At 48.3% G+C, this 12,577-nt stretch carries 12 protein-coding genes; 8 read left to right on the plus strand and 4 right to left on the minus strand.

Annotation, left to right across the window (positions count from 1 at the left end):
- Positions 1–6 precede the first annotated feature (6 nt).
- A complete protein-coding gene (locus AMJAP_RS15120) occupies positions 7–216 on the minus strand; it encodes a hypothetical protein (RefSeq protein WP_083935395.1) in 210 nt (69 codons plus the stop codon).
- A 223-nt stretch (positions 217–439) separates the two neighbouring features.
- On the opposite strand from AMJAP_RS15120, the gene AMJAP_RS15125 reads away from it, so the two are divergent.
- The 5 genes from AMJAP_RS15125 (at position 440) to AMJAP_RS15145 (ending at position 4,635) form a co-directional block, all read left to right on the plus strand.
- The gene (locus AMJAP_RS15125) at positions 440–1,195 is read left to right on the plus strand and encodes a spermidine synthase (RefSeq protein WP_156815242.1); all 756 of its coding nucleotides are present in this window, start codon (positions 440–442) and stop codon (positions 1,193–1,195) included.
- Between the two features lie 107 nt (positions 1,196–1,302).
- On the plus strand, positions 1,303–1,815 hold the full coding sequence (gene luxS, locus AMJAP_RS15130) for an S-ribosylhomocysteine lyase (protein ID WP_019622609.1): 513 nt from the start codon (positions 1,303–1,305) through the stop codon (positions 1,813–1,815).
- Between the two features lie 74 nt (positions 1,816–1,889).
- Positions 1,890–2,729: a CvfB family protein gene (locus AMJAP_RS15135; RefSeq protein ID WP_019622608.1), complete on the plus strand. Its 840-nt coding sequence runs from the start codon at positions 1,890–1,892 to the stop codon at positions 2,727–2,729.
- Between the two features lie 377 nt (positions 2,730–3,106).
- Positions 3,107–3,460 carry a DUF805 domain-containing protein gene (locus AMJAP_RS15140; protein ID WP_019622607.1) on the plus strand — a complete coding sequence of 118 codons (354 nt, stop codon included), beginning with the start codon at positions 3,107–3,109 and terminating at the stop codon, positions 3,458–3,460.
- A 104-nt stretch (positions 3,461–3,564) separates the two neighbouring features.
- Entirely contained in the window at positions 3,565–4,635 is a 1,071-nt protein-coding gene (locus AMJAP_RS15145) for a beta-ketoacyl-[acyl-carrier-protein] synthase family protein (protein ID WP_019622606.1), read from the plus strand.
- 187 nt (positions 4,636–4,822) lie between these two features.
- Here AMJAP_RS15145 and AMJAP_RS15150 read toward each other — a convergent pair whose 3' ends face one another.
- Both AMJAP_RS15150 and AMJAP_RS15155 read right to left on the minus strand, forming a co-directional pair.
- A complete protein-coding gene (locus AMJAP_RS15150) occupies positions 4,823–5,872 on the minus strand; it encodes a M14 family metallopeptidase (protein ID WP_019622605.1) in 1,050 nt (349 codons plus the stop codon).
- Positions 5,872–7,380, minus strand: a complete 1,509-nt coding sequence (locus tag AMJAP_RS15155; protein WP_019622604.1) for a hypothetical protein — start codon at positions 7,378–7,380, stop codon at positions 5,872–5,874. Before AMJAP_RS15155 ends, AMJAP_RS15150 begins: the two co-directional genes overlap by 1 nt.
- A 359-nt stretch (positions 7,381–7,739) precedes the next feature.
- Here AMJAP_RS15155 and selD point away from each other — a divergent pair, with 359 nt between their 5' ends.
- Positions 7,740–9,971: a selenide, water dikinase SelD gene (selD, locus tag AMJAP_RS15160; protein WP_019622603.1), complete on the plus strand. Its 2,232-nt coding sequence runs from the start codon at positions 7,740–7,742 to the stop codon at positions 9,969–9,971.
- A gap of 1 nt (position 9,972) precedes the next feature.
- Here the strand turns inward: selD and AMJAP_RS15165 are convergent, their stop codons facing one another.
- Entirely contained in the window at positions 9,973–10,665 is a 693-nt protein-coding gene (locus AMJAP_RS15165; protein ID WP_019622602.1) for a PilZ domain-containing protein, read from the minus strand.
- A 190-nt stretch (positions 10,666–10,855) separates the two neighbouring features.
- Here AMJAP_RS15165 and msrB point away from each other — a divergent pair, with 190 nt between their 5' ends.
- Both msrB and AMJAP_RS15175 read left to right on the plus strand, forming a co-directional pair.
- Entirely contained in the window at positions 10,856–12,016 is a 1,161-nt protein-coding gene (gene msrB / locus AMJAP_RS17875; RefSeq protein WP_026340210.1) for a peptide-methionine (R)-S-oxide reductase MsrB, read from the plus strand.
- Positions 12,017–12,119: 103 nt separating this feature from the next.
- The gene (locus tag AMJAP_RS15175) at positions 12,120–12,494 is read left to right on the plus strand and encodes a hypothetical protein (RefSeq protein ID WP_156815241.1); all 375 of its coding nucleotides are present in this window, start codon (positions 12,120–12,122) and stop codon (positions 12,492–12,494) included.
- The last annotated feature ends 83 nt before the right edge of the window (positions 12,495–12,577 follow it).

A 12,577-nucleotide genomic window follows, 5' to 3' on the forward strand; every position in this document is an offset into this window, starting at 1 on the left:
TCAATCTTAAAGGCTCGCCTGAGTTTGCATCATCGGAGCGGTTCTTGCTCCTTGCTGCCAAGAGGCTAAGGCTGCTTCACAACCACTACATACGCCTACATTCAACTCCCGGTCAACGATGATCCAGGTACACTTTCCATAATCGGTGTCACAACTGTGGTGGTCATTACAACCACAGCCGATACAATAAGCTGTCGCCAACTGACTTTTTCTCATAGGTTTATCCCGCCTTTTATTTTTTTATCTCTACTGCAGATCATTAATGATAGGAGAAGTCAGCCGCGCATGCTGTTCAACTTAGTAGCTAATTTAGATGAAAAAATAACCACTGACTCAAAGAAAAGTTGCGCAGGTTTAATCTTGGACCTGAAAAGACTGACCTGCGTCAATCTTTATATTGCAGCGCAATATATTTGAAGCATTTATTTTGGAGCTCCCTTTGAATAACCCGCCAGGCACAGAGATTGCCCGCTACTTCGACGAATACGGCCCCATTTATATTTATGATGATGGCCCCTTTCGCTATCTGAGCTTTGGTTCTGGCGGAGAACAAAGCCGGATTGAAATCAACCGCCCGGAATACCCTGTCTATCAATATATGCAAGCGATGCTACTCGGCCTGCTCTACCAACCCAGTCCACACCGGGTCTTAATGCTGGGACTGGGTGGAGGTTCACTGGTACAGGCATTACTGAGTTATTCAGAGCATGTAATGATCGACGTTGTAGAGCTTCGCCCCCAGGTCGTAGCGACCGCCGCTAAATATTTTATGCTGCCGGTGTCTGACCGCCTTACCATTAACGTGAATGATGCTCTGGTGTATCTCCAGCACGCTAACGAGCCTCAGGACATGATCTTCACCGACCTGTATACCGATACCGGCATGCAACACCAGCAACTGCAGCAGGAGTATCTGCAGGCCTGTTTCCGCTTGCTCAATGATCAGGGGGTGCTGATTTTAAATCTCTGGGATGAGGGACAAGGCTTCCACCCATTAGCCAGCCAACAACTGACCGAGCTGTTCGGTAACAATTGGCTCTGCTGTACCGTAGATAGCGGAAACCTGGTCGCCTTTGCTTTTCGCGGAGGCAAACCTGAATCAAACCCACGAACACTGCTTAACGGCGCCAAAAAATTAGAGAAAAAACTCGGTTTCCCCGCCCGTAAACTGCTAAACCGACTGAAAGAGATATAAACAATTAACAGGCTGAAAAGAAATCATCCCATAAGGGTTAATTTCCCAGCGTAATACTGGGATAATCAGCTCATAATATTATTTGTAATACCCAATGAGATTCCGACATGCCTCTGTTAGATAGTTTTACTGTTGATCACACCCGTATGAATGCTCCGGCAGTGCGTGTTGCTAAGACAATGACAACCCCTGGCGGCGATACTATTACCGTCTTTGATCTACGCTTTTGCTTGCCTAATGAAGAGATCCTGACAGAAAAAGGGATCCATACACTTGAACACCTCTTTGCAGGCTTTATGCGCGACCATCTGAATGGTAACGGTGTTGAGATTATCGACATCTCACCGATGGGATGCCGTACCGGCTTTTACATGAGCCTGATCGGTACCCCTGTAGAGCAACAAGTTGCAGATGCCTGGCTGGCAGCGATGGATGATGTTCAACAAGTAGAAAAGCAGAGCGAAATTCCAGAGCTTAACGAGTACCAGTGCGGTACCTACGATATGCACTCACTGGAAGAAGCTAAATTAATAGCCAAGAACATCCGCGAGCGGGGAATCGGTATTAACAGTAATAACGAGCTGAAGCTTGACCCTGAGTTTTTAAAAGACCACTCATAAGTAATCCCGCAAGACACTGATCCTAAAACGGAGTCCTTCTCCGTTTTTTATTTTTTTACGAGGCACAGAATCCCATGGCAATGATCGGCCGGTTCAACACTCTGGAAGTGGTCAAAGAAGTTAAATTCGGCGTCTATCTTAACGGCGAAGAGCTGGGAGAGATTCTGCTACCACAGCGATATGTTCCTGATAACACGGCCATTGGCGATAGTCTCAAGGTATTTATCTACCGCGACTCAGATGATTTTCTGATCGCAACCACAGAAACACCCAAGGCACAGGTCGGCGATTTCGCCTGCCTCAAAGTCGTTGATCTGAATCGCATCGGTGCCTTCTTTGATTGGGGCCTTCCCAAAGATCTTCTCGTTCCTTTTAGTGAACAAAAAAAGACCGTTGAAAAAGATCAGGAGCAGATTGTTTATATCTATCTTGATCAGGAAACAGATCGAATTGCCGGCACGACAAAACTGAATAAATTCCTGGATAACTACCCGCACAGCTATGAAAAAGGTCAGCAGGTAGACCTTATTATCGAAGACCACACCCACATCGGCTACAAAGCGATCATTAATGGTCAGCATTGGGGAGTTGTGTACGATAGCGACGTATTCAAGCCGATTCGTTATGGCCAGCGTATGAAGGGTTTCATAAAGCTGGTTCGTCCCGATGGCAAGATTAATCTAAGCCTGCAACAACTGGGGTATGGTAAAACCGACGATCTGACCAAACGGATTCTTCGCTTATTAGAAGAGCATGACGGCTATATCGCAGCGAACGATAAAACCTCCCCTGAGCTGATCAAAAAACTATTCAGTTGTAGCAAAAAAGCCTTCAAACTTTCAATCGGCAGGCTCTATAAAGAGCGTACTATCGCTATTGAAGAGCGCGGCATCCGGTTATTAGACAAGGACTAGTAGCATTAGCTCCCGCCATTCATAAAGCTGCTAATTAGCAGCTTTTTTTATCTCTTTTTATCGCTATGGCTCCACTCTATCCTGACTGGACGTTACACCCTTCCCGACAAACCGATCACCACTGCATATATTCCAGAAATGATCAGTTAACTTACTGTAAACCTTATCAAAGCCCTCTTCCCGAAGGCTTTTGGTTATCCCAACACTCAGTCATCCCCCGTTATGGTCAATACGCTATATTGACCCTCCTGAATCACTCGGATAGAGTACCGCAGACGAAGTAGTTAATATGTGAATTACTGGTTTAAAAGTATATTTCAACTGGCTAACTTTGTAAGAATGCTTCACTCCTCAAACCCGAGTTCAAAGGAAGAGATATGAACTGGTATCTTGCTGTACTAAAAAATTATGTTGGATTCTCCGGACGTGCCCGTCGTAAAGAATACTGGATGTTTACACTGTTTAATTTAATCGTAGCCATCGTGCTTGGTTTTGTTGATAACCTGATTGGCACTACTGGTTTACTGGGCGGTATTTATGCACTGGCGGTCTTACTACCTGCAATTGCAGTCACGATTCGCCGACTACACGACACCGGGCGAGCCGGTTGGTGGCTCCTGCTTATACTGATTCCTATCATTGGAGCTTTGGTATTGCTGGTATTTATGATTCTGGAAGGCAAATCCGGTAACAATGACTACGGAAACGATCCTAAAACTCAGGCCGCCTGAGTTTATTCCGCGCCGGTTTTGAACAGTTCCGGCGCTCCTCCCTTACCCAATAAAGGAAAACCCTGATAACATCAGTCTTTCGAAAATCTGAAGGACGCTCTGTTATGTCTAAGGCCCTACTATTCGCTTCTGCAAAAACTGTTGATAACAGCGGTTCACTTCAGCACTGCCTGGCACTTGAAAACCAGCTACATCAAAACAACATTAATATTACAGAATTAATCATTGATCCCCTCAGTACTCCCTGGCACAGCGAGATCGAAGCCAACCATTTCCGCAGTGGTTGCGGGCCCATAGAAGCGACAGCCCTGGCTCGGGACCTGATTACCAGCGGTAAATCAGACGCGGTAATTATTAGCGGTAAAGATCTGCTTAAGACCGGATATGACCGGGAGCAACGACTGGATCTGATGGCGGTTTATGGCAAAGACTATCCTCTCACAGCAGCTTACAATGAACTGGCCGAGCAATTCATTCATCGCCACGGCGCTGATGCTAAACAATTCCACCAGCTAGCCCATCACCTGTTTGAGAACTATAAATGTAGTTACCGTAATGTCATCTCCGACAAGTTGTCTGCTGAACAGCTTCCAGACGAACGCTGGTACAACCATATCACTCCCCTGTTTCGTGGCGTTGACTGCGCCAACCCACTGATAGACTTTTCCGGGCGCATACTCATCGGGAACGAAAAAGTCACTCAGTTACTGGATATACCCGTAGCAGAGCAGCTGGAAATAACCGGAGTAGGGCTGGGCTATACCCCGGGTGACGGGAAACAACACATAGAAGATATCGTCAGTTATGAACACCTGCAGCAGGCCTACACCGATGCCTGCCAGCAATCCGGTATCGATTTTGCCGCACAGTTTCGTGCCGGCGATGCGCTATTAGAAACCTACACCTGCTATCCCGTTGTCCCTATCGCATTCCTGTTGGCGAGTGGTCTGGTCGATCTGTTAGAACAGGTTCCAGAATTTCTTGAACAACACCTGATTACGATTACCGGCGGGATGAATCTTGCCAAAGGCCCCTGGAACAATCCTGCGCTGAACAGCCTGATTGAAATGCACCAGCAGCTAATTACCAGCCCGGACCATCAGATAGGCGCAGTGCATGGTAACGGAGGTCTGGGCTATAAGCAGGGTGTCGCCATCCTGAAAAAAGCAGGTTAGACAGATACCAGGGTTACCCACAATATCTGTGCATAACCTCTGGGGAAAACCCTGCATAACTTTATTAAACCCTTTCCAGGCCCTGCTATTGCTGAGGATCAGAAAGCTGAGCAGAATCTATCCAGGCACCTGATCACACTGTATATCCACGCCATATTATCAACCTGGAAGCTATACGCAGCCCTTTCTATCTGCTCTGGCATTGTTCATGTTCCGTTTCTGCGCAGGCATAAAGCAGGCAGTCACTTTGCGCAATAGCCGGATTAGTCGTCACCATAAAGAGCTTCAATTGCTGAGCGGAATATAAACCGTTCGATTTACTCAGGAAATACTGCGGCAAAACATTCTCCCCATTCGCACTCAACACCTGGAAAGCCGAGACTCCTCTAGGGCCAAGCCATCCCAATCGGGTAAGCGCAGGTATCACAGCAAAATTAAACTTTTCCACATCAAGGGAGATCGTCAGATCAACACCCAAAACAGGTTGGTCTGCATAGGCAATTCGGCAGTCGGGCTGTAATTCAAAGCGTACTGCACGACGATAACGGTCCATCACCAGGCCTGGCTCACCCTGTAGTACATCATCAGTAAAGAAATAGCTTTGTAAGCCTTTCTCAGCTATCAGATCAGCTTCGGGCTGGCGGGCTCCCCCACACTCTATCGTCACGACAGGCTGCTGATCGCAGCTAAGCTCCATCAATGATCCCAAACGATACTCTGTCACAATCACCCGCCGGGTAAAAAGACTCACCAGCGCTTCATGGGCCGTACTTTCATAGGTAACAACACCGAAAGCAGGACTCATACCTGACGTATTGTGAATATCCAATACCGCTTCCGGCTGATAGTGCGCTAAAAGCTCTATCAAATGGCTGGCCACATGTCCCGGCGGATCATTGAACGGGGGGTTAAAGCAGCGGTTCATATCCCGCTGCCCCGGTATTTGCCGATAGCGAAACAGCGTCCCATGCAGCGCGGTTTGCACCGATGCGATCAGGCAGATTATCTTAACCGCTGGACGCTCTCCGCTGCGTAGCCATCGCAATATAGCCTTGGCGCCAGACGGCTCGTTACCATGCAGCAACGTAACGATGGCACGACAACGACTATTATCCCGTCCCTCCACAACAATCAGAGTCGCTCCCCCTAATTGCCGCAGAAACTCTCCGACATCTTCCGGCAATGCATCTGGCGATGGATTATGGAGAAAATGAATCGGGTGTAACCTGCGTGTCATCAGATATCCTCCCACTGAGCGACCGGATGGTTATTACCTGAATGCGTTATATAAGACTCCAGCATTGAACGCAGTGCCCGGTGCTTAACTAATGAACGGGATAAGCGATTAAACTGCCGGAGCTGCCAGCAGGCACCATTCGTTCTGGCTTGTATACGCTGCCGGATAATACCCAGATAGTAATCAACCTCTCCGAGCTTAATACCTAACCCTAGCAAACCTTTTCGAGCCGTTGGCAGTAGCTCCGTCACAATCTCAGTCACCGGTATACGGGACAGTTGTTCCCGGGGGCCGTTCGGCCAAAGTAACCGGGCCTTCATTCCTTTCTCGGCGGCCTGATAGAAATTATGCTCCAATGTCTGAAACGGCAACGCCGGAATAATCTCCTCAATCCGGGGTTTCAACCCTTCCGCTAAACCAATAATCAGTGCCGCATTTGCCATCATATCGCAGGCACTGGGACCGGCGGGAAGCGCCCTGATTTCAATTCGTAAATGTCCTCCATCCAGGGGATCGTAGACCGGCCGATTCCAGGGCCATATAGTTCCCTGATGCAGGGACAGTTCAAACAGAGAGGGGGCAGCCGGGGCTGAGACATCCATCATTGAATCCTCAGCACTGTTTTGCCTTGACCGGGCGGGCTCACAGATCGGCAGGATAGGTTGATGCAGGTAAACCGCTTCAGCAAACAGTTCATGTACCCCCTGCCTGACCCAGCCGTTGCCAAAACTGACCCGATCAGGCTCACCGGTTTTAACCGGATGATGATCGCGCCCATCAATAGCATGCTTAAACAACGGAATACGCGTTTCATGCCAGAGTCTGTTACCCAGTAGAAAAGGTGAATTAGCAGAAATCGCCAGCACCAGAGGAGTCACCAACTGAATCGCGTTATAGCTATCCGCGAACTGTTCAGGAGGAACTCGATAGTGCATCTGCAAGGAGGTATTAGCGCCTTCCAGGGTGACATCGGAAGCTCTCAGAGAAATAGGGTCGGCACCATCAATTTTGATCGTTAGCCTTTCCCCCCGCATATCTGACAGTGCCCGGGTTAATGCATGATAACGAGACAGATCCGTCATCGCATGGGGGCCAAAATCATTACGCTTTAAGGTCGGCAGAATACCGATTGGTAATACCCGGCCAGAAAATTGTTCCGCGAGATTATTCAACTTACTCAATACCTGGCAAATCTCAGACTCAATTCTGGAAAACGGTTTCCCTCCTATGCCCACAGGCGTCAGGTTGTATTCAAGATTAAAGCGATTCAACTCCAGGGTGAGCTGCGGATCACCAAATGCATTCTGAATTTCACGATTCACAGAAAGAGGACGCCCTAGGTGATCCACAATATAGAGCTCAAGCTCAGCACCCAGTGTTGCCTGCCCCTGACCAAAGCCTGGCTGCTGTAATATTTTTTTAAGCGTATCCAGATTACTGAACAGCTTGCCAGTAAAGCGTTCATAATCACGCGGAGTAAATTCAGACTTCTTTATCTCGAGTCCCATGGTTGGATCCGTAACAGGCAGCAGCTATACCTTCAGTTAAGACGCGACTCTTAAATTGTTCAATATTATTCTGTTCGCTACGTAAGCTGTGCATAAGATATTTATCCCCGATTCCTGTGGATAGCCTATGGGAAAACCACTGTATAGCCACTTATAAATCCACAGAAAGCCTATAACACAGTCCTTTATGAACCCGGTCTAATTTATGACCAAAATAACATCCAGAGCCGGATTTCTAATTCTTCCGCACCTTCACTGGTTTATTTTTATTGACCAGGTGCAGTCAGCCGGTATTTTTTTCTTATCTCCTGCCAGTTTTTCGCTACTATAGAGCGAACTTTTTGACAGGCTAATCAGCAATGCAACAGGACCTGACCCCGGCAACCCAACACCTGATATTTATTGGTGGGGGACACGCACATGCCATCGCTTTATTGATGATGGCGATGAAGAAACCCGCAGGCGTCCGCATCACGCTGATATCCAACCTGGTTCAAACCCCCTATTCAGGCATGCTGCCCGGCCTGATAGCCGGACACTATAATTTCGATCAGATCCATATCGATCTGGGGCGTTTCTGTCGCTATGCCGGAATTGATTTTATTGAAGATTCCGTCACCGGAATCGACCCAACAAATCGCACTGTCCAATGCCTGAACCACCCTGACTTCAGTTATGACCTGCTCAGCATCGATACCGGTTCCACCCCCGACCTTTCCGCTATTCCCGGTGCGACTGAATTCTCAACCCCGGTAAAACCGGTCCGACAGCTCCTTAGTTACTGGGAAGCGCTACAGAATAAAGTGATGCAAGGCGATGATAGTCAGGAGATCCATATCGGTACTGTCGGAGGGGGAGCCAGTGCTGTCGAAGTCCTTCTCGCAATGCAGTACAAGCTGTATAAAATGTTAAAAAAACAGCAGCGCAGCACAGATCACCTACATTTTCATATTATCAGCGGGCCACAACAGGTTCTTCCGAGCCATAATCCACGAGTTCAAAAGCGTTACCTAAAAGTACTTCAGGATCGAAACATCAAGCTACACAAAGGTTTTCGGGTGTCTCAGGTAAAGCAGGGCCGGGTCATCAGCGAAACAGGACAGACGGTTGAACTGGATGAAATTATCTGGGCAACCGCAGCCCAGGGGGCTGGGTGGCCAGCCAGCGCAGGGCTGGAATGCTCAGATAATGGTTGTATTCGGGTCAATGACTACCTGCAATCACTGTCCCATCCCGATATTTTTGCCTGTGGCGATATCGCCGATATGGTGAACTATCCACGCCCCAAGGCCGGTGTCTTTGCGGTACGCCAGGGTGCACCGCTGGCCCACAATTTACAGGCAGCATTAACAGGTCAGGCCTTTATTCGTCACAAACCACAGAAACAGTTTCTCAGTCTGGTCAGTACCGGCGATCGCTTTGCGGTAGCTTCAAAAGGGCCTTTTAGCCTTGCAGGTGACTGGGTCTGGCGCTGGAAAGACAGTATTGACCAAAGATTTATGCGCCGTTTCAGTGATCTGACCGAGCTACCCGATCAGACTCCCGGTACCCAGCTTAAAATCGAAAATCCCGATATGCGCTGCGGCGGTTGCGGCGCAAAAGTTGGCCATAGCATCCTAAACCGGGTACTGAAACAACTTCCCCCACCTCCCAATGATATTGAGATTGGCCTGAACCGGCCGGATGACGCGGCCGTTATCGACGTACCTGAAGGTAAGCTCCTGGTTCAATCCGTCGATAGTTTTCGGCAACTGGTCAACGATGACTTTCTCTTTGGGCAGATCGCGGCGAACCATGCTCTGGGCGATATCTTCGCTATGGGCGCACAACCCCATAGCGCACAAGCCCTGGTCAGCCTGCCCCACGCCAGCGATGAAATTATTGAGCAACGTCTGCGCCACCTGCTGCTAGGTGCTTCCAAAGTACTCTCCGCGTGTAACATCGGCCTGATCGGTGGCCACACGTCTGAAGGGACAGAGCTTACATTAGGTTTTACTATCAACGGTCTGGCAGACCGACAACAGCTATTGACCAAACAGGGACTGCAACCGGGTGATAAGCTAATTCTCACTAAACCTCTGGGAACCGGCACCCTGTTTGCCAGCGATATGCGCAGTCAGGCACAGGGGCACTGGATCAGCCTGGCACTAAAGCAGATGTTGCATTCAAATTATCAGGCCAGCCAGATTCTGACGGCAGCAGGTGCCCATGCCTGCACCGATGTAACAGGGTTTGGCTTAGTCGGTCATCTGCACGAAATGCTGAATGGCTCAGGGCTAAGCGTGCGCTTAAGGTTGGCAAAACTTCCCCTGCTAGACGGTACGCTGGCTTGCTTACGAGCAGGAATTTTCAGTTCGCTACATCCACAAAACCGAAAATTTGAGCACTCTGTATTGAACATTCACGAATTCGATGGAGAGATCTTAACTGAAGTACTTTTCGACCCGCAGACCGCCGGCGGGCTCCTGGCGGCTGTCAGTGCAGAGCAGGCGGAGCAAGTGGTAGGGGAATTGCAGGCCTCAGGTTATTCACAGGCCTGCATCATTGGCAGCGTCAGACAAGAGGCGAGCGATCAGGTAATTCTCGCCTGAATCAGAAGTAGTCGCTAATCGAATCCAGTTTAAGCGCGGTGATATAACGCTGGATCACTTCCCGGCCATCCGTAAACGCAAGACCCAGTTGCTGCTCTCCGGCAGAGATAGACATGAGCCGGACCTTGATGTCTGACGCACTTTCATCAAAAGGCAGCTGAAGCTTTAGTACGCAATCCTGATTCTCACTCTTAACAGAGGTCATTGACTGAAGCGTCTCATCGTCAGTGACTTTTAACAAACAGCCTCCGGTACTGAAATTTATCATGACACACTCAACGTTCATTTCTCCGGCTACCAATTCAGCTGGAATAGCACAGGGGTAACGAGGTTCTTTACGTAACAAACGTGACTGAATTTCTTTCGGATAGCTAGATATTAATAGCTTCCCTCCCTTAAGAAACAGGTCAACAACCTGACTTTCAAAAGCAAACACCCGGCCATTAGAGATCAACCGCATCACCAGTTTGCGATTACCTTTAAAGCAATCTCTATAGGTTAATTCATCCGACCCCATCCCTGCTTTCTTCAATTGCGACACGGCCGGTAAGCGCGTGATGATGACCTGACCATCAATACCAAAAAAACGAGATACATATTTTAGTTCGCCTCTGGTATCACTCACCTGAATAACGCTACCCTGATCAATCTTTGGTAACTCCTTCAATACCACTGTTTCGGTATCTGCAGTCATCTAACCTCCATCGCAAAAAATTATCTTACCTAAGAAATACTACAGCCACCCTGATGGGTCAAAGCCAGTCTCACCATTTTGGTATTTTCAGTTTTATTTCATGACCCGGATGTATCTTGCAACTAATGACAATTTTCTTAATCAGCTTTTTATACGCTTTTTACAACAGAATTTATTGGAGATATTAGAGATGAAAATGAAGATAGCTGCAGCGTTACTACTCCTTACAGGCGTAAGCGTTGTTACTGTTATTGCGGGGCCTGTCAGCAACTCTGATCAGGTTCAACGAACTGACCTGCAACAGCAAGGCCTGAAAGTAGCCACCTTTGCAGGCGGTTGCTTCTGGTGTACCGAATCTGGATTCGAAAAATTGCCCGGTGTTAAGGAGGCGATTTCAGGATATGCCGGTGGACAGAAAGAAAACCCTACCTATGGAGAGGTCTCTTCAGGCGTCACCGGGCATACTGAAGTGGTTCAGGTTTACTATGATCCTCAGGTTATTACCTATGAAGGCTTACTGCAATCACTCTGGAGACAGATGGACCCAACCGACGGCAAAGGTTCATTTGTAGATAGAGGGACACAGTACCGTCCGGCAGTGTTCTATCATAATGAGCAGCAGCGGGGGCTGGCAGAACAATCCATGGCCACACTGGCGGCTTCAGGACGTTATAGTAAGCCTCTGGCAACCGAACTCACAAAGTTAACCGTTTTTTATCCGGCGGAAGACTATCATCAGGACTATTACAAGCGTAACCCTATCAGGTATAAGTACTACCGTTTTAATTCAGGCCGCGACCAATATCTGGAAAAAACCTGGGGCGATCAGTTACACCCCGACTTTACAACCTTTGGCCGTGGCCAGAAAGCAAACCCGGCAACGCATGTCAGCCTCAGTGAACGCTTTCAGGCATTCAAAAAGCCTTCCGATAATGAACTACGCCAGACGCTGACTGACCTGCAATACCAAGTCACACAGCAGGACAGTACTGAGCGGGCCTATCAAAATGAATTCTGGAACGAAAAGCGGGAGGGGATCTACGTTGACATCGTCAGTGGCGAGCCATTGTTCTCCTCTAAGGATAAATTTAAGTCAGGCACTGGCTGGCCGAGTTTTTCCCGGCCTATTTCCTCTGCGTCTATCTCGGAACATACCGATACGAAGTTTTTTATGACCCGTACCGAAGTGCGCAGTCAACATGCAGATTCTCATTTGGGACACCTGTTCAATGACGGCCCCCAGCCCACAGGGTTGCGTTACTGTATCAACTCCGCATCACTGCGCTTTATCCCCAGGGAAGAGATGGCCAATGAAGGCTATGCAGAATTGTTAAGCCAACTCAATGAATAGCAACGATTGACTTAACGCTTTCTCATAGAACAGGACTGAGGATTTTTTTAGAAAATAGGATAAACTGTTGGCAACAGATATTAGTTATATCAGGAGCCGCAGTTTGTCTGTATTTCAACCTCTGACACGATTTATCGCACTATCTATGGCGCTAACCTGTTTCACATCACAGGCTCTTGGCATGCAACTGGAAGACCCGCGCTCTGCTGCGGTGTACATTCTCAAACAACGCCCTCTGATTAATAACTGCCTGGAGCAGGCCCAACAGAGTACTCAACTCAGCCAGATCTGGAGCAGTACCCCATGCCAGCAATTATTAGATCAGGATCCACAATTTAAAGCCGCCTGGCAACAGCTGCTACCGGAGGGCAAAAAAAATGGTCTGGCTAAAGTGCCTTATGCTCTGCGTAAACCCACGATAGAAACGTATTCTGAGTACAAGCAGCTGGCCGAAATAATTGCCAGATTAAGTCGTTAAAGCTTGATAATTCAACAGTTTTCCTAGCATCCATCCTGCCTTCATTTTTATCCGGAAAAACATTCTTACGACAATGATCGGCA

This window comes from Amphritea japonica ATCC BAA-1530 (assembly GCF_016592435.1).
Lineage (GTDB): Bacteria > Pseudomonadota > Gammaproteobacteria > Pseudomonadales > Balneatricaceae > Amphritea > Amphritea japonica.

What these genes read in the sequence shown, in the direction of transcription:
- msrB (WP_026340210.1), top strand. Translation starts at nt 10,856, where the DNA reads ATGAAAATGAAGATAGCTGCAGCGTTACTACTCCTTACAGGCGTAAGC.
- AMJAP_RS15165 (WP_019622602.1), bottom strand. Translation starts at nt 10,665, where the DNA reads ATGACTGCAGATACCGAAACAGTGGTATTGAAGGAGTTACCAAAGATT.
- AMJAP_RS15135 (WP_019622608.1), top strand. Translation starts at nt 1,890, where the DNA reads ATGGCAATGATCGGCCGGTTCAACACTCTGGAAGTGGTCAAAGAAGTT.
- luxS (WP_019622609.1), top strand. Translation starts at nt 1,303, where the DNA reads ATGCCTCTGTTAGATAGTTTTACTGTTGATCACACCCGTATGAATGCT.
- AMJAP_RS15150 (WP_019622605.1), bottom strand. Translation starts at nt 5,872, where the DNA reads ATGACACGCAGGTTACACCCGATTCATTTTCTCCATAATCCATCGCCA.
- AMJAP_RS15140 (WP_019622607.1), top strand. Translation starts at nt 3,107, where the DNA reads ATGAACTGGTATCTTGCTGTACTAAAAAATTATGTTGGATTCTCCGGA.
- AMJAP_RS15145 (WP_019622606.1), top strand. Translation starts at nt 3,565, where the DNA reads ATGTCTAAGGCCCTACTATTCGCTTCTGCAAAAACTGTTGATAACAGC.
- AMJAP_RS15120 (WP_083935395.1), bottom strand. Translation starts at nt 216, where the DNA reads ATGAGAAAAAGTCAGTTGGCGACAGCTTATTGTATCGGCTGTGGTTGT.
- selD (WP_019622603.1), top strand. Translation starts at nt 7,740, where the DNA reads ATGCAACAGGACCTGACCCCGGCAACCCAACACCTGATATTTATTGGT.
- AMJAP_RS15155 (WP_019622604.1), bottom strand. Translation starts at nt 7,380, where the DNA reads ATGGGACTCGAGATAAAGAAGTCTGAATTTACTCCGCGTGATTATGAA.